This is a genomic window from Clostridium sp. DL-VIII (assembly GCF_000230835.1).
GTDB lineage: Bacteria > Bacillota > Clostridia > Clostridiales > Clostridiaceae > Clostridium.
Map to the genome: position 1 here is coordinate 6250976 of NZ_CM001240.1, position 18185 is coordinate 6269160.

The window sequence follows — 18185 nt, forward strand, 5'->3', positions numbered from 1 at the left end:
ATTTCACCTTTCCTTCTATTTTTTAACTCTTCCTGCACAAACTAAATGTTCCTGCCAATAAGCGCTTGTTAAATCTGCATATCCTATAGGGTCACCAGCCTGATACATACGATTATTTCCTTGATATATTCCAACATGAGTAATATAAGTTCCAGCATCATAGGTGGAATGAAAAAACACCAGATCTCCAGCCTGCGCTTCTGATAGTGGAATATGCTGTGTAGCGTCATACTGCTCTTGTGCTGTTCTAGGTAAATTGATACCAACCTTTCCATAACACCACTGAACAAGCCCGCTGCAATCAAATGAAGTTGTTGGAGTATATCCACCATATACATATTTCCATCCCTTATATTTCAAAGCTTCATTCATGACAGCTTGTACAGTTGCATTATCAAATTTTTCCGATGTTATATACTGTGACACAAGCAAAACATAAAACATATTTCCATAACTGTACTTCCATCCTCCATTTTCTTTAACAGCTATTGGATTATCATATTTTTCTTTATTTCCTCCAGACTTCTCATTTGCAAAATTCTCCGCAAGTTCAAAAGTATATTTTCTTCCTTGACCTGCCACATAATCAATAAAACCGCCTCCATAGTTATAAGATTGAATAACCGTATTAATATCACAATCCTTACTTTTGTCGGTTTTAAGCAGAGAAGCAAAGTACTTGCATCCCTGCTTTATAGATTCTTCTGCATTTAATGTATTTGTTTGAAGTCCCTCTGATTCACTCGATTGCATAACATCTTGAAGCGTACCACCAGATTCCACCTGCATAATTGCAAGCAAGTAATTGACATATTCTGAAATTCCATATTCTTTAGCATATTTTTCAACTAAAGGTTCATATGCCAATACTTCCGCCGATACGCTAACCCCACCATACTTAATATTTGAGTCTTCGTTTTCTTCATCTGAAAAAATTATAGCTACAAAGAAAAGCATGACAAAGAACACAGCAAATATACCAGAGATTAGAATAATGAAATGTTTTTTCCTCATTTCTTCTCCCCTCTCTTCTTTAAGGATTGGGGACTGTTAATAATTTTAAATTTCTTCTGTATACCTGATCCACGGTTAACAGTAATTCTATTTACTTTTATAGATTTTCTTTGGAACCCTTTCTCCGTTGAAACAGAATATCCAACTTTAGAAGGCTGTTGTTTCTCTATATTTGAAGTCCGATTGCTTTGCTTATCAGATGGAGGTTTATGTTCTGTTCTTGTTGAAGTTCTATCTTTTCTCACAATTTTACGTTCTTTATTTGATAGTGGATTATCTAAGTTATCATCCTTTAATTTTTCTATAGGTTCTTTAATAACTCTTTCATTTGGCCTATTGGCATTTGGTTTATTCTTGTTACCATTTTTTATATCAGGTTGTATAGTTTCCGCTTCATCCCTTTTGACGGGATTAAATGCTTTTCCTTGTGTTCCAGTTGTAGCAGGTCTTTCATGAGCTGAATTAGTAATTTTACTAGGTTCTACTGGATTTTCAGTTTTGCTTTTACGTGCCTGTTCCATTTTTAAACGGCGTTCTGCAATTGTCATTCTTCGCTTATTTTCTTTATCTTTTCTTCCTTGCTGTCTTGCTTTTCTTGTATCCGTAATACTTGTTTTAAAGTCAGAAATTCCATCTTCAATTTGTGATTTTCCATGATACAAAGCATACTTAGCATTAACTGGTAAATCCTTTGCCTGCTCTTTAATATGCCCTGCTGTATCTTTGATGTGGTCTTTAGTATCCATTACTTTACCTGCTGCTTGTCCAGCTCTTCTTCCAAATGGTTCTTTATTATTAGGATTTTCCTGTTGCTTTCCGTCTGCTCTTGTATGATCCGCTTGCGCAGTTCTTGAAGCAGAACTTCTAAAATCATTACTTGATTTTTTACCTGCATTAGATTTTTTCCCATTAGCTGCAATTGAACGTCCAAGCTTATGTTGCAGCCGGTGCATATGAGCCATCATAAGCATACGTGGTCTTCTTAAAATCTGCCTTCCCATGCTTTGAGATTCACCGCTTTGTAGTGAAAACATGCTCATTAAATCACCAAGTTTAAAGTAAATACCTGCAAAGGCCACTATCTGTAAGAAAGCTATTAAAAAAAATGGATAGCCAGTGGATAAATTATAAAGCATAGTAGAAATACTAAAAGCAGTTGTGACTATTAATGTAATTCCTGCTCTTGACATAATAGTATTAAATAGCTTCATAATGGCACGCTTTGTCATGCTCTCAAAGGTCGGTATCATACTTAACAGAAAACTTACTGGTAAAAACATTGCATAAATTATAAAAAGCACCTGCGAAAAAATCATAATGCCAGTAAGCAGAAATACAAAGGCTGAAATTCCAATATTGAAGATAAAAAGAAAAAACACCATTCCTAAACGATTAATAGTTTTTGTTATGGTGAGATTGGTATTTTTATTATCTTCTATTTCAGACTTTACTATATCTTCTCTATCTTTTCCGTTATTATCATCTGGACTTGTAGCGAGTAATTTTTCAACCCTGTTTTCTCCAATAGCTTTTATATCAGAGTTATCATATTGAAGTAGTAACCAAGGCTGCTTTACCTGTATAGCAAACAAACTATCACGAATAAGGTCTACGCTGTCTTTGTCCTGGCTTTTAGAGTTCGGCATTACAATTTTTGTACCAATTGATAAACTGGCATTACTAATGTCAGCAGAAAAGCCATTAATTTTTTCGATATAGTCTGGTGCATAGGCAATAAATGCAGCTGATAATACAAACACAACAATGAAATTCACGACTGCATGAATAGCTTTTGTAGTTTCCCTTTTGATAAGTCCTGTATAACCAACATAAATTCCAAGTATCAAAATGAAAATTAACAAAAAACCTTCATAGAAGCCATTTGAAGAAAAACCACTTGTACTAATACCTGCTATAGTCTGCATATTCTTTCCGATTGAATCTGCTGTTGCCGATATAAAATCAAGAGAATAGGCTTCCTGCACTAAGTACCCTGTAGCATTAGATAGAAAAAGGCTGATAGTCCATATAAAATTTGTAATAGCATATAGACCATACATAACCTGTTTTCCAATACCATCAATCCAATTCCAAGGTAACCAATCCCAGCTATTATCTACGTAAAAGTCAATCTGGTAATTATCTAGTGGATATTTACTGTATTCATTACTAGCCTTTACCGTATCATCAACAAGCCCTGCTGCATGTGCCACTGTTCCCATTATTGCTAATATAAAAATAGCAATCACTAATACCCCAAGTACAGTAATTGCTATTTTCATTGCACGCTGACAATTAAATTTTTCTTTCTGTTTCTTTATCTTTGCTTGCTTCATTGCTTTACCTCTTTTCTCACAGGTGGACGAGTATCAAAAGCGTGCAGTAATTCTTCAAAAATCGTATGGAATTGTATTACACCAACTCTACCGTATAAATCTCTGACAAGGCACTGTCCATTCTCCAAATCACGTAAGCGTTTCTGATTATTTTCATCCTCCTTATCTACTCCAAAAAATTCTAAAGTTTTCTTTATCTCATTAATGTCTGTAGAACGGAAAGCAAACTTTAAGCCTAGATTGTTCTTAAGCTTTTCATCTAGCAGGTCATCTGTGTTCTGCGTTACGAAATATACACCTGCATTCATGGCTCTACCAGCACGCACCAACTTCATTGAAAGTGTCTTTCCCTGTGCTACTTGCAGAAAGCTCCATGCTTCATCAAGGTCTACAATTTTAAAGATGCTACGGTCAGAATGTATAAAGTCAAGTGCAAAGGTACTAATAACAATTAGCATAGCCACCGAAAGTAACTCCATTGTGGTATATTCCTCAAAAGATGTTTCCTTATCTGGCAGTACTAAATCAGCTACCTGTATAATATTTAGCTGTTTTTCTAAGCTTATAGATTGAGATATAGAACCATCTGAAAATAATAAGTGTGCAAAATCATAATCTATGAAAGATTCGATATGTTCTGCAATACTATTGCTTATGGTGGTATTTTCGGCTCTCAATTCATCTATAATTAATAGAAGTCCTCTTTTTTCACTCTTTGTCACAGCTCTTATTGCTTTTCTTAATACTGGAAACTTCTCACCATCACGAGATGAAATACCTGTGAGGAATGTTAATATATCAATTGCTAAACTTTCAGAATCCTTTGGTCTTTTCATAATCACATAAGGATCAAGAAGTCCTTTATTACTCTCTTCACTTGTAAGATTTACGATATTGATTTCCTCTGCAATTTCTGGCAGTGTTTCTTTCCAATTTCCACGTTCTGATTTAGGATCTACAATAACCGCCTGTGCCCCAAATAGTACAGAGTAATAAACAATCATATTATTTGAAAATGACTTTCCTCCACCTAACGAACCGACAAAGGCGGCAGCCAAAGCATTAGTAACCGAACCTTTAACCCCTTGACTTGCAAGAGCAGGTTTTAAATATACATTTCTTCCTGTATCAAGGTTATATCCTATATAAATTCCTTCTGTTTCTCCTAACATTTGAGTTGCTCCAAAGCCTAAACCAGCTAAAAAATCAGAAGTCACATATTGTATATAATCATTCATATATCTTTTACTTGCAGGAATAAATTCATTGTGTAAGCCCGCCATGTCTCCAAAAGGTCTAACAAGTTTAACATTCAAATCGTCATAAAAGTCCTTAACTTCATTGCATCTACGCTTCAACTCGTCTATGTCTGGCGCAGATACCCTTACCACATAGCTAAGCTTATACATTGACTCCTTGCTCTGATCTAAATTTGTTTCAAGCTCATTTACACTGTCCAAGGCTTCCATAACATTTGAGCTTGTTTCTGTATTACTTTCCAAAGCGTGGTTATCAAGGTCTTTTAATTCCTTTTTCTTATTACGAATGGTAGATAAAGCTTTTTTATTTGCTACTATTTCTACATTCATACTTGTATCAATGGGAAAAGTAAATTGCTGCTGCTGATAATAAAAAATTTCTGATGAAGGAAAATCCAATTCTCCAACAATGGAATTAATGGTAAAGTAAGTGACATAGGATGTTGATTCTTCATGTTCAATTTTTAAATATCGCTGGTTTTCTTCAACCAGACAGCGAGTAGGCTTCAATAAATCATAACGTTTTACCAAGGTTTCCTCTTTGAATTTCTTACTAGTCAAATAATACTCATAATCTTCATAGGCTGTTCCTGTCTGACCATATAAATGTTCAATAAGATATCCAAAATCATTTTTATCTAAACGACGAACTTTAAAACGACGTGAAATCTTATTCTCTAGTAATTTTTCCATCTTTGTAAAACGTCCAATTTCATTATTACTCATTGAAACAAAGTCACCCATAAATTTATGATTTACTTCATTTAAGAAATCAGAAAGTGCATTTATTGCTTCTTTTTTAAGATTCTTTATTGTTACTTCCTGTTCATTTAGCAACAGCTTAAAACCAATAAAAAATCTATAGTCAATCTGATTATCACCAATCATAGAAACTAGAGCCTCTGCTTGCTCGTCTATTTTTTTATATGCAACTTCTTTTAGCCTGCCTGTCACTTCCTGCTTGGAGCGTTCTTGTGTTGCTCGTATACTGGATTCTGTACTAATCTGCAAGGCATGAATTTTACCGTCATGATTTTGTGCAATCAGCTGGCGAAAGCTGTCATGCACGATAAATTTCTGTTCTGCTGACAGAAAGGAATAATTATAAGGAATCAGTTCATAGTAGGCAAAACATTCTCCATCATGATTCCATACCAAATTATTTTCAATATATTTAATTGGATATGCCATAAACTTCACTCCTTACTATTGTTATTGCCTCGTTCATCCTCTGGTTGTGAAGCTTCACTGGTTTACCTGCATAAGTTACTTTTGGTCTAATAATGTACGCAATAAAAGATTTTAAAAATCCATAAGGCTTCTTTCCATCAAAGGTCTTCTGACACATAAACCAAGTTATCCCCATTGGAATTCCAAAATATTTTAAAAAAGCCCCATTTATCATAGAAAGTGGCGGTATATTTTCTAGCAGCATAACAACAAACAGTGACAAAACAAACCATGTCATTTGCGTAAAGGTAATTGGAAATGGTAACTTAAAATCATTAATAGAATAAAGCACTTTTTCCACTGACCATATACTTGTATAACTTCTTATTTTTTTCATGTGATGCTCCTTTCTTTTTACAATAGAAAAAAAGCAGTTCCATAAATAAGAACTGCCCCATAAAATCAGTTATTTAATTGTTATCCTATATATTCAAAAACACCATGAGCTGTAACAAGAAAGTTTCCATTTAACTCTAAATCTCGTCCATAAGATTCATAGTCAATGTAATCTTGAAGACTAGCTGGCATTTCTCCAAATGTTCCTGTTTCTTTAATAACATAACGTGCTACATCGTCCATATCATCGCAATCTGGATAATAGATAATATCGTCAACATGTTCTGCCATTTCTTCAAAACTGCTGAAAAAGCTTGTCTGAATTTCTCTCATTTCAAATTCAATATGTGTTCCTTCAAGTTCTTCAGCCAAAGCACATAAACGATTAATTTCCTCAATCGGAGTATATTCGTCAATATCAAAAGGTAATTCATAATCATGTATGGCATACTCTTCATATTCACCATTTAAGCCTATTTTTTCTTTCATGTCTTCTATGTCAATAGGTGGAGTAAACCAAGCTCCAACCAATTCACCTTCGTTGTATTTACCTAAATTTGCAATATAAACATGCATCTCCATATAACAACATCAAATCCTTTCTAAAATTAAGTATAAAAAAACAGCAAACCTCACTAGATTCACTGTTTTAATTTGAATTAACTTTCTTTATTGAATAATTTATTTATTTATTATTATGCTCCTATAATTTTATTGAACAATTGTAATAGAATATCCTTAACTCCAGATGCATTGAATACAAGGCCAACTGCAATTAAAGCAATAACTAAAAATCCAATAAGTTTTGAAAACTCACGTTTGAATCCTAAATATACTCCAATAACCACAATTGCCATAAGTACTAAAGATTGAGCATTCGATAAAAACCAATTGTATAAATTTTGTCCGAAATTCATAAAATTTCTCCTCTCATTATTTAAATTATTTGACAGGCAGCCTTTTAGTTATCACCTCCTTAACTATAGCCGCCTGCTGTTTTAAAATTTTCTCATGTTTTTCTTTAAGCTCTGCATTGGTTATGATTTCATTTATAAATTGTGTGTTATTAATTTCATCAAGTTTCATAGCCATTTTTAAAGTTGGTGCAACTTGCCGAGAAATCCAATTCAAAGTTTTTCTGAATGAATAAGGTTCTGGCTTTGTCGTAAGTTTCATAGATTCTCGATTTTCTCCAATAAACCAAGCCCATTCATTATTTAATTTCCAATCGCTGCGAGGTTTTTTATCCTCTTTATCCACAAAACGAACATATCTGTTGATAATTTTAAAAGCTGTGCTCTCTGGATTGTCATAATACATCAAATCTCTAATAGCGTAATAAGCTCTTTCATTTTTTAATCTAATTTCAAACCGATTTTTAACTTCTGCATCTTCTATTGGAATATTATTTTTCTTATACTGTTCATAATCTTTTTCATAAATACAAAAGTAAACCTCACTTTGTAATGAACCAATATATAACGTATTTCCCATGCACTCCTTTTCATCTTTGCGTACAAGTTCACCACTTCTACAATTCTTAAATCTGCGGAAAACTGAAACACATTCCTCATTCCTGCATTTTTCTGTGAGGTTAGGAATATTTAAAATTCCTAATTTGTCATTTATAGCGAGATCAAGCCGTTTCATTACACCACCTTCCCCCAGTGCATCCATAAAAAATTCATACCAGCTTCGCTCCTGTGCAAGAAGATAATTTTCAAACTGACGGCAGCCACGCCCTTTCAGTTCCACAAGCACGCCTTTTTCTTCTTCTCCAGATACAAGTATAAAAATATCACCCATGCAATAATGTTCTGAATAAGAGTAAAAACCATAATCTTCATGAAGCATATAGGACAGTTTCAGCCTCAAAACATCTTCTACAATATGCTTAACATCAAGTGTTGGAAATCGAATCCTAACATAATCAAATAGCATTTCCAACGGTGAATCTGGATTAAAGCGTTCTAATGCTTTTGAAATAGATAATTGAAGCTCTGCTGATGGACTAACCTTGCCAGTTTCAATGTCACTTAAATACTGCCTTGTAATACCAGCAGCTACTGCAAGCTTGTTTTGTGAAATGCCATATTCATTCCTCTTTTCTTTTAATTCTTTCACCCATGAGCTTTCTTCCAATAAAAATTCCTCCAATCAAAAAAGCGCATATCAACTCTTAGCATCAGTTGACATACGCCATACTTTTAATTTTTTATTATTATGATAATCTAATCTCAAATAGTTTGTCCCTCATAAAATACATCCTAACTTTTTTCATATAAAAAATACCTTTTTTCAAATATGCTACCTATGTAATGATTCCTAAAATGCGCACGTATAATACTCACTTCCTTTCATGCTATCAAAATTCTTTATAAAATAAAAAGTACATAAGCAGAAATAATAATCTACTCATGTACTTTTTATTTTAATCACTTATTTATTTTAAGCGTCATAATTCAGTGTCATTATCCTTTTCCCAAGGCGGTAAAGCATCAAGCAAATTTAATATAATTTCTTGGTCTTTAATACTTCTATGACTTAATTTATCAACTATATCATTAATTACATCTCTATCCTTATCTGAAAATCTAAATATATCCAAGAAACTCACGTTTAGTGCATTGACCACCTTTTCTAAACTTTCAATCGTTGCGTTTCGTTCTCCTCGCTCTAATTTTCCAATATGAGATGTGCTTACATCTGCTTTTAATGCTAAAGCCTCTTGACTTAATCCTTGCTTGATTCTTAATTCTTGTATTCTTTGACCTATACGAATTTTGATATCTACCATAATATTAATGCCCCCACCGCCAAACTATTTTATACTATATAAATAGAATAAAAATGTATAAATAGGTTTTTATTGTAACTTATGTGCATATTATATCGAAGGCTATTTAAGGAGGCAAATTAATATATGGAGGATATAGAACATAAAATAGATATACTAAGGCAACTATTATATGCAAAAATAGATAGTAATAATAATATAATAAGCGCTGAAATTTTAAGATTAAGCCAAGAATTGGACGAACTTATTGTTGAAGCGTATAAAAAGCAACTTAATCTTACATAAAAAAAATATTATTAACTTTTGTTAGTGTTTAAATGAACTTATATAATTTCTATACTTTTAAATTGTTTGACTAAAATTAAGTGTCAACTTTTAAGTCTTAGTTGACATTTAATTTTATTTTCTGAAACCTGTTGAAACTAAATGGATTTCCACCTATTTTATTCCCTATTTCCAGTCGATTTGTGCCCCCCTGTTAGATACGGGGGGCTAATTATGCAGGCGTGGCTTCGCCGCACCTGCAAGCAGACAGGAATCACCTGCGGCTTTCGCTTCGCACGCCGCCTGCGATTCCTGCCTGCTTTCTTGTTGTTTTAAATCTTTTAGCTAAACCCAAGATAAGACACTATCACTTGTCCATCTTCTACGTTAATATTAAACTCAAATCTTATAGGATATTCTGCTTTTGTTTGTCCATAATCTAAATAAACACTACAAATCATATCAGCAGTAAATTCAGAAAAAACACTTTGCAATATTCTAGTACCAGATGATTTACAAAAATCTGCTGCCTGTTCTTCAAAATCCTTAATGTATTCATCATAGCCTATAATTTCCTCAACATTTTCAATAGAATACATTTCTTGCATGAAATTAAACACCTCCAAACTTTAATTCTTTTTTTCTGTTTTCACAACTAATTTATCTATTTCATTTAAGAAATTATGACCTTTAGGTACAAGTGGAGTATAAAATTCAGATATAACACTTGTACCTGTATCTACATATCCCCTTCCTTTAATTTGCTTTAGGAAAAAATCCTTATCAGTTTCTCCAAACATCATTCCATAACCCATTTCAGACATACGGCCTAAAGCTACACGGAAATTAAACTGGTCGCGAATTCCATCCCCAAGATATTTCGCATCTGGTCTTTGACAAGCAAGAATTAAAAAATATCCTGACTGTCTTCCAAGCATAACAAGCTGTTTTAACTTATTAAGAACTGCGGTACTTTCCTTGCTTCCTAGCATTTCCATGAAAGCAACATATTCATCAAAGATAAGAAAATTAGCAGGCAAACCCAAATAAGCATAATTTTCACCTGTTTTATATCCTTTCATTTGCTTCATATCCTCGTTACGCTTCATCATTCCATCATAAAAATTATCAATACAGGCAATCATATCATCTCTTTTATAATAAACATTAGTCATAACTGCTTCTAAATCTGCAAGGTCTGCATTCTTAGGATCAAGGACATAAAGTATGGAATTAGTACGCAACAAAGCTTCAATTAGTGTGAGAATAAAATAACTTTTTCCTCCACCAGTACCACCTGCAATAAGCATATGAGGAAGCTTATCATATTCCCAGTAGATATTTTTCATTAATCTTAATTTTCCATGTTCAGCCTGCACATCTTCTATAGAAATACGGTTTGCTATTGTATCATAAAGCAATGTGTATTCTACATAAGAATCCTTCAATTCTTTGTCAGTAAGTTCACAATATAAACCACTTTCAAGCTTCTTTTCAAGATGTAATAGCTGATCTTGATATTTACCCATAGTAATTTCTACTTGAATATGAATCAAACCATTTTTTAACTTATAGTACATCCTTGGAAAATGAGTGATTTTTTCTTTTGTTTTTGCAGAAGGTAGATCTTTAAAAAAACTGTTTGATTGTACCTGTTCTGCTTCATACCACTTATTCTCTAGTATCATTCTTGCTAATTTTTGTCTGTGTATGAGCTGCTTAATTATATCGTATTGAAATCTGTAATATAGCCATGCTGAAACTAAACTTACTCCTAATGCAAAAATTACGCTAAATACAAAATATGCTGTAATGTAGAATTGTAAAGCACCACTTTTTAAAACACTTACATTTTCCCAATTAATATGCAATATTGATTCTATATTAAGTAATAAAAACGTCATACTAAAAATTGCTGTTAGTGAAGCTGTCGCAAAATTAAAAACCAGCGATTTATCGCTGGCTCTAATTTTCTTTCCTCTATTTTTATAAAACTTCATTTTTCCTCCTTTCAAGTTGGTAAGAGAAAAGCACTAAACTTATAGAAATTTACTGCTGCTAAATACTTTTATTTAATTATAGCCACCTGCCTTTTACTCGTGATATCAGCATAAAAAATATTAAACTTTCCTGTTGATTGCCACTTTCCAGCAATAACAATTATTTTATCTCGATTTTCATAAATGCCCTTTTGTATATCATGAAACAACTTTTCTTCATCAAATTTCAAAATAAAAGAATACTTTCTACTTGCAATAGGTGCTAATATCTTAATTTCCAATTTTTCCGAATTATAAAAATACCCGATGGCTTCTCCCTCTATTAATCTATATCCAAATACACCTTTAGGATACATATACTCACTTCTATCATCAACAATCATTTGTCCAATTTTAACACCATTATAAGTATCAATCGAATCAAACGATTTACACATATCATATATTTGTCGAATAGTTCTTAATGGCTTTTTTCTTGGAGTACCTGTTCCATGTGCACCAGGATTTTCCTTTCCCGAAATTGATTTGCTAGGAGAAGTTAATGCTTCTAATGCATTTTCAAAGTCAAATGTATTTTCATCATGTTCATATGGATTAAAGCCATTTGAAGAATCAAAAGGACATTTTGATACATGCCGATATTCTCTACGATTAGCACTAAAATAAGCAGAAGAAGAGCCATCTACACCACATATATACATATGTGCATCACAATCAGGATTTGGGCAATAAAAACGTGTGCTTCTATTCTCTTTCGTAGCATCTTTAGCGTAAAATTTTATTGTTCTAAGTTTATCTTTAAAGACATACATTGACATATTGCTTCACCTCTTTGTCATTCTTTTGATTATTTTTTGAGTATAGCATTTTTTGTAAGATGAAACAATATTTTATAATACATCTTTACTTAGATTTTGGCAATTGTGAACTCTGTGATTGATTATTACTTATCTGAGAACTATTCTGTTTCCCCTTAAGTACAATATCATCTGCTTTAATATACCAGTCTACATCTGCTCCTTGAAAAGTAGCATTAGCTACCGTATCTGCCACAGGATTTACTATTTCAACCTCTGAGTTATAATCAAATTCCTTTAGAGATACAGTGGCAGGAATACTAACTTGAATCATTCTTCCTTGCCCTCTTGATTTTAAATCATAAGTACGCTCTTTTATTTCGCCTGATGCTGTACCATCTTCATTCTGTATATATACCTCACGTCTTAATGCAGAAAATTTTAAATTTCCAAATGTAGCTTCTTTATCAATAACAATTCCATTTGCTAATCTCATATAAATTTACCTTCCTTTCCTTATGCTTCTATCATGTCATCTGCATGAAGAATATAATTTGTAAATCCGCGATTACCAATTTTATAGCCTTCTGCGGTAATTCGTGAATTAATAAGCTTTACTCTTTTTTCAACTTCAAAATGTTTCTCTCCTGCTTCAACTGGAAGAATAACAATAATATCATCAGCTCTCTGAATGTCAGAATATAAATTGTAGCTGCGTGATAAAATTGTATTACGTCCATTTACTCTTCTCTGTTCAATGTTCCCTTCACCAGCATATTCTAAATTTCCAAATGTCTTCTCCATGTTTGGAACTACATATTTTAATTCCATATTTTTTACCTCTCTTCTTTTTATATTTAAAATAAGCACTTTACTTTTGACTTTTTTCTATTCTGCCACATAAAAAATACCTAACTGACTGTATCTTATCAAGGGCAAGCTTTGTGCTACGCACCCTTGACAAAATCCATTCATTTAGGTAAATATCAATTAGGCAGAATAAGAAAAATTGTATTATCTTTTAATGGCGGTGAACGTTCCTTAACTTTTTTTTGTATCTGAATCACATCCTTTCTGATTTTCCCCAAAAAATAAGCGCTCATCCATGCGCGCAAAAATTAGAAAAAGGGACACTATTATTCCGTATCCCTCAACTTTTAGACCTATTCTATTGGGTCTTTACACTATATATAAATAAACACAAAAACTCATTAATTGCCGCCTCAACCTTTTCTTCTGATAATAATCATAGTTAATTTCACTGAAAAGAGCTCCAACAGATTGCTGAAGCTCTTACATGTAAGTTTGAAGAATTGTTTGTTTTCAATTATGGAGATAAAAGTTAATGACGACTACTTTTATACAAACTATATTACCCTACTGGACATATAAAACCTCTTTTTCTCCAACGTCTTCCATTTACAAGTTCCTCAAAATTATTATTTTTCATATTTAAATTATCAGCATGATCAGTTACAATGATTTGTGGCAAAATATTGTACTCTTCATAAGTTTCCGTACAATGCTCTTCTAGTATATTGAAAAAATTAGTCACAGCGTCTAAATCTTCATCTGCTTCTAAGTTGTCTTTATTTATATCGTTTGATAAAACTTTATAATCAAATGCTTCGGAAAAATCAATTGCATTTGGAAAATAAACCTGACTAGGTTGGTCCAAAAACAATATTGGTGGAATCATGCATTTATTATTACTACAGAAATAATTCTGTAGCGCTAAAAATAAACAAATATGACTGTATAACCAATTTGCACCACTTCCCATTGATCTTAAAAATATCTTCTTATTTTCTTTCTCATGCCATAAATCAAACGTAGATAAACTAAATTTCAAATTAATTGGCTTATAAGCTTCTTCAAAATCAAGTTTTTTTCCTATTTTATTCATATATGTGTTAATATATCTTTCAACCTTCCTAATTTTGCTTTCAACATTATATTTATTTTTCAATTCATCTTCTATAGCTGATATTTGATTTCTTATTTCTTCTTTTCTCTTTTCTATATCATTCTTTCTATTAATCAATATTTCTTCAAATACGCTTTCCATTTTCATTAAAAGCTTTTGAGCTTGTTTCTCCAAAGACTCTTTTTCTTTTAATTTTTGCGAAATACTTTCGATATCATTTATTTCTTTTGATATAGAATCTATTTCCTTTTCCTTTTCTTTAATTTCTTTTGTTGTCGAAGCTTTATCTTTAACAAATGAATCTAAAAGATAAGGAGTTTTCCTCAATTCTAAATTCAACCATTCAAAAGCATCTACCAATTCATTTGTTGTCTTTTCTAATACTTGATTTTGTGATTTACAAAATGGGCAAATACTCTCTGAATTAGTCTCCAGATTAAAATCAGAAATTGTTTTTATATCATTTTTATATTTTTCAATAGCTCTTATTGATGTGTCAATTTTATATTCCTTATTTTCTAATTCTCTTTTCTCAATAAGAACTTTATCTCTATTTTGTTTTAGAGTATTCAATCTATTAGTGTAAGTATTATCTTTGTAGTCAATATCTATGTTCATATCTTTAATTAATTCTAGATATTTCTTCGGATTTAATAAAATATTATCTATATTTTCTTCAAATAATTTTTTACCAGTTATAATCTGATATTTACTGACATTATTTTTAAGTGTGCTTTTTAATAATAACTCATAATTTAATACTTTATCTTCTTCTTTTTCTATCGATTTCATCATTCGCGCATACTCATTTAAATTTTGCATTAGTATGAAATAATTTTGATCTACTATTCCCATAAAAATTTTAAATTGCTCAATTGTTTGTTCTCTTTTTTCTTTTTCATCAAATCTGTAAAAAATAGAATGCTTATTAGCAACCAAATTTTGATGCTGTAAAATAAATGACATAAAGTTTCTAATAGATGGTCTTGGATTTTTTTGATTTCTATTTTTACGTACTTGTAAGTCAATATCTGTATCATCTATATCTATACCAAAATAATGTCCTAATTCTAATTTAAAGTCTTTTTCACTAAGAAAATAATCTTCTTCAAAATAGCTACTATTAATATTTTGAATTTCAATCTTATCTTCAACTTTAATATAAATTTTCTTACCTTCCCTATATGGTCTCCTTGCCAAAATTAAATTAGAATCACCCACAGCTAATATCGTAAAATATAGCTTTGCCACATCTGTTATAACTCCTTCTGGAACAGTAAACTCTGAACTTCCTAAACAATAGTCAAATATTTCAATTAGAGCACTTTTACCTGTTGACGATTTTCCTGTAATTATATTTAGACCTTTATAAAAAGGTACGTAATGCAAGTTATCACTACTATCTATTACTCCTATGTATTTTACAAATGCATTCATATTTTCTTCACCCCAAGCATTCTATATATTGTAACAATATCATTAGATTTTAATATAACGGCAAAATTTCTTATAGCTATATACTCCTCACGAAATTTGAAGAATTCATTTTTTAGACCTTTATCCGTTCTTACAAGACTTTTATTTTCATTAAGTTCTAAATACCCATTTAGCAATGCAATTTGAATACACTCGTTGGTAATATTTTTATATTCCTCAATCATTTGTTCTAAGCCAACTACACTGTTTGAGTTTTTAGTTAGAGATAACAGATTACAACCATTTCTATTAAGATTTAATAATTTTTTTCTACTATCTCTATTCAATACTAGTGGTAAGATAAGGTACGACAAAAGTATATCTTTATCTTGATTTTCATATGATGAGTAAAAATGTACAATCAATTCCATTAACTTAAAAGGATTGTTTAAAATAGTATATATATTATTTATAGCTCTAGACATTTTCATCACCTAGTTTCCACTTAATATCTTCATTAACATCATCTGCAACCATATGCAGTATACCATTTCTAAATGTTTTTGGTGTATCAGAATAACTCATAAATTGAGGCGCTTCACTTGTCATAATATCATCGTAAAAATTTTTTGATTCTTTTATACAATCATCATCACAAATATTCCTGCTTGCCTTTCTATATAATCTCTTGTAATCTTTTTTAGCCTCTTCCTCATAACTATCATATTTTCCTTTTGATACTTGGCGTGTTAGAAACTCATTTATTACCAAAGAATGTATTTCCACATATTCTTTTATTGCATCTTTAATTTCTTTATTGTACTCAATCTCTTCTATTTTTTTAACAAATAAATGACCTTTATATTCTTCATATTCAATTTCTGTACAACACTCTATCCTCGGAAATAAACTTTCTTTATCAATTAATAATTTACCCAATTTCTCACACTCATTATTGAAATCATCACATGTTATTTCCCATTTATCTTTATTATCACCTTTTGGCGATATTAAATATCCAAGTAAAGATCTTATATAATTATCCTGATTTTTCTTAGGAATGTTTCTAGCATATTTCATACATAATTGATTATATAATTCTACATCATCAGGATTGGATGAAACTATAATAAATTTTTCTAAAACATCTTTTAGTTTAATTTTATTTTCATCCTTAATAACTTCTTCTATTAATTCAAGTTTACTTAAATCTTTCTTCTTTTTTTGAGTATACTTATTATAAATTTCCTCTAAAATCGTTAATTTCTGGTCTGCATTTTTTGAATTCCAATTTTTCAATTTGGATTTTTCCCCAATACTCTGCGTTGTAAGCAATATTAATGTTTCAAATGCCTCAATGTCGAAATTTGCATCCACCCAATTTAAAAGAGTATTCCACAGGTTTTCATGAGTATCCGTTAAGCTATCTTTATATTTTTTAACTTCAATTTGTGATTTATCCTCTAAAGTTACATCACCAAATTTTTCTATTAAAAGTTTTCTATTCTCTGGTAATTCAAATGCATATTTCAGTGCTATATAAAATTGATAAACAATACCGTCTATTGATGAAGATGCATCATTCCTAATTTTCTTATCACTCATACTCCCACCCCAAAAGTTTTCTGTACTAAATTTAAACTGAAAGGTTGTCCCTTAAATTGTCAAATATTCTTTAGTTATTATTTTACAATATATTTTACAAAATTTCCAACATTTCATCTAAATTTCAACATTAAACCAATTAATAATTATTCTTGTAAATAAAGAACTTAGTATCTTAATGGGATATTAGATTTTCTAATTGTAAAATTATGAAGTAAATAGTCAAGCGAATTAGTAAGTTGAATAATTCCATTAGCCATTTGGTCATGGTGTTGAGTAGGCGATATTCCAATACTATCTATTCCCCAAAACTCTTCACTGCTATCACTACAGATAGGTATCTTTAAATATGGTACTGCAACACCATTTACTATTCTGAAATCATACATTTTTATGTTTGTTTGTCCGTCTTTATAAAATAACTTGTTTAGCTTACTTTTAGGTGCAATAGCCACAAATCTATATTCTTCTTCTGAGGCAAAACTTTCATCTTTAAAAAATACTGATATATACGAAATCCACTCTTTAAAATCTCTAGCTATTTTCAAATTTATTTCATTGCATTTTTCGTATTCAAGCCAAAATTTATATATGTTATTTATTCCTTTCAATATTATACTTTGCTTTTCATCATTACTATAAATAACTTCACCATTTTCAATAACTACTTCTATCTCTTCATCTATCCATTCATCATCTAATGCCGGTACAAATAAACCTATATTATATCCATAATATGCTCCATTTTTAGCATAGTATTTCCACATACTTAGACTATCACTATTCTTTGATGTTGACATAACAAAATAACGAGAAAGTTCATTGCTTCCATTTATATCGTAATATAAATCTTCATATTCACTAATTCTTATGCTACTCATCAATTTATAAAAATCTTGCTCATAAGTTCCTTTATTTTTATTCCAAAATAAGTCTAATTCTTTGTTAATTCCCATTCTCTCTTTATAGTCATTAAGAAATTGGCAATCTGTAAAAAATATTTGTCTATTCCTCAAAATTCCTAACAGTCCTTCAGGTGAAGTATGATGATAAAATGTTCCTGCCAAAGAGTCAATAGCTGAATGTTTTGATATATAATTATTAGCCAAAGTATTCTTACCTAATTTTTTCTTATGTGGAATTTCCTTTTTCATCACATTTTCTTGCTGACTTTTTACCATATTGCTTCAGTCTCCTTTTAATT

18 protein-coding genes are annotated in these 18185 nt (G+C 31.1%); 1 reads left to right on the forward strand and 17 read right to left on the reverse strand.

From position 1 onward, the window contains the following. Positions 1-15 precede the first annotated feature (15 nt). The 8 genes from CDLVIII_RS28205 to CDLVIII_RS28240 all read right to left on the reverse strand — a co-directional run bounded on the left by CDLVIII_RS28205 (position 16) and on the right by CDLVIII_RS28240 (position 8972). Positions 16-1014 carry a bifunctional lysozyme/C40 family peptidase gene (locus CDLVIII_RS28205; RefSeq protein WP_009172897.1) on the reverse strand — a complete coding sequence of 333 codons (999 nt, stop codon included), beginning with the start codon at positions 1012-1014 and terminating at the stop codon, positions 16-18. Then, positions 1011-3350, reverse strand: coding sequence for a membrane protein (locus tag CDLVIII_RS28210; RefSeq protein WP_009172898.1), 2340 nt, complete (start codon positions 3348-3350; stop codon positions 1011-1013). Before CDLVIII_RS28210 ends, CDLVIII_RS28205 begins: the two co-directional genes overlap by 4 nt. Next, positions 3347-5800: an ATP-binding protein gene (locus tag CDLVIII_RS28215; RefSeq protein ID WP_009172899.1), complete on the reverse strand. Its 2454-nt coding sequence runs from the start codon at positions 5798-5800 to the stop codon at positions 3347-3349. Before CDLVIII_RS28215 ends, CDLVIII_RS28210 begins: the two co-directional genes overlap by 4 nt. Further along, a complete protein-coding gene (locus CDLVIII_RS28220) occupies positions 5784-6176 on the reverse strand; it encodes a conjugal transfer protein (protein ID WP_009172900.1) in 393 nt (130 codons plus the stop codon). The genes CDLVIII_RS28215 and CDLVIII_RS28220 overlap by 17 nt, the downstream gene beginning before the upstream one ends. A gap of 80 nt (positions 6177-6256) precedes the next feature. Beyond that, on the reverse strand, positions 6257-6757 hold the full coding sequence (locus CDLVIII_RS28225) for an antirestriction protein ArdA (protein ID WP_009172901.1): 501 nt from the start codon (positions 6755-6757) through the stop codon (positions 6257-6259). 113 nt (positions 6758-6870) lie between these two features. After that, the gene (locus tag CDLVIII_RS28230) at positions 6871-7092 is read right to left on the reverse strand and encodes a hypothetical protein (RefSeq protein ID WP_009172902.1); all 222 of its coding nucleotides are present in this window, start codon (positions 7090-7092) and stop codon (positions 6871-6873) included. Positions 7093-7117: 25 nt separating this feature from the next. Next, positions 7118-8332 carry a MobT family relaxase gene (mobT, locus tag CDLVIII_RS28235; RefSeq protein ID WP_035301962.1) on the reverse strand — a complete coding sequence of 405 codons (1215 nt, stop codon included), beginning with the start codon at positions 8330-8332 and terminating at the stop codon, positions 7118-7120. A 298-nt stretch (positions 8333-8630) separates the two neighbouring features. After that, entirely contained in the window at positions 8631-8972 is a 342-nt protein-coding gene (locus CDLVIII_RS28240) for a helix-turn-helix transcriptional regulator (protein WP_009172904.1), read from the reverse strand. 126 nt (positions 8973-9098) lie between these two features. Between CDLVIII_RS28240 and CDLVIII_RS28245 the strand changes: the two genes are divergently transcribed. After that, positions 9099-9257 carry an aspartyl-phosphate phosphatase Spo0E family protein gene (locus CDLVIII_RS28245; RefSeq protein ID WP_009172905.1) on the forward strand — a complete coding sequence of 53 codons (159 nt, stop codon included), beginning with the start codon at positions 9099-9101 and terminating at the stop codon, positions 9255-9257. A gap of 320 nt (positions 9258-9577) precedes the next feature. Here CDLVIII_RS28245 and CDLVIII_RS28250 read toward each other — a convergent pair whose 3' ends face one another. From CDLVIII_RS28250 to CDLVIII_RS28290, 9 genes are all read right to left on the reverse strand, one after another. Beyond that, positions 9578-9844, reverse strand: a complete 267-nt coding sequence (locus CDLVIII_RS28250; protein ID WP_009172906.1) for a hypothetical protein — start codon at positions 9842-9844, stop codon at positions 9578-9580. A 21-nt stretch (positions 9845-9865) separates the two neighbouring features. After that, on the reverse strand, positions 9866-11236 hold the full coding sequence (locus CDLVIII_RS28255; protein ID WP_009172907.1) for an FtsK/SpoIIIE domain-containing protein: 1371 nt from the start codon (positions 11234-11236) through the stop codon (positions 9866-9868). Between the two features lie 68 nt (positions 11237-11304). Beyond that, positions 11305-12054, reverse strand: coding sequence for a hypothetical protein (locus CDLVIII_RS28260; RefSeq protein ID WP_009172908.1), 750 nt, complete (start codon positions 12052-12054; stop codon positions 11305-11307). 85 nt (positions 12055-12139) lie between these two features. Further along, the gene (locus tag CDLVIII_RS28265; protein ID WP_009172909.1) at positions 12140-12529 is read right to left on the reverse strand and encodes a YdcP family protein; all 390 of its coding nucleotides are present in this window, start codon (positions 12527-12529) and stop codon (positions 12140-12142) included. 20 nt (positions 12530-12549) lie between these two features. Next, positions 12550-12864, reverse strand: coding sequence for a YdcP family protein (locus CDLVIII_RS28270; protein WP_009172910.1), 315 nt, complete (start codon positions 12862-12864; stop codon positions 12550-12552). Between the two features lie 541 nt (positions 12865-13405). Beyond that, complete coding sequence (locus CDLVIII_RS28275; protein ID WP_009172911.1) at positions 13406-15397, reverse strand: DUF3732 domain-containing protein; 1992 nt, start codon at positions 15395-15397, stop codon at positions 13406-13408. After that, positions 15394-15861 carry a three component ABC system middle component gene (locus CDLVIII_RS28280; protein ID WP_009172912.1) on the reverse strand — a complete coding sequence of 156 codons (468 nt, stop codon included), beginning with the start codon at positions 15859-15861 and terminating at the stop codon, positions 15394-15396. The genes CDLVIII_RS28275 and CDLVIII_RS28280 overlap by 4 nt, the downstream gene beginning before the upstream one ends. Then, positions 15854-16981, reverse strand: a complete 1128-nt coding sequence (locus CDLVIII_RS28285) for a hypothetical protein (protein ID WP_009172913.1) — start codon at positions 16979-16981, stop codon at positions 15854-15856. The genes CDLVIII_RS28280 and CDLVIII_RS28285 overlap by 8 nt, the downstream gene beginning before the upstream one ends. A gap of 167 nt (positions 16982-17148) precedes the next feature. Continuing rightward, on the reverse strand, positions 17149-18162 hold the full coding sequence (locus tag CDLVIII_RS28290) for a DUF2971 domain-containing protein (protein ID WP_009172914.1): 1014 nt from the start codon (positions 18160-18162) through the stop codon (positions 17149-17151). Positions 18163-18185: the final 23 nt, after the last annotated feature.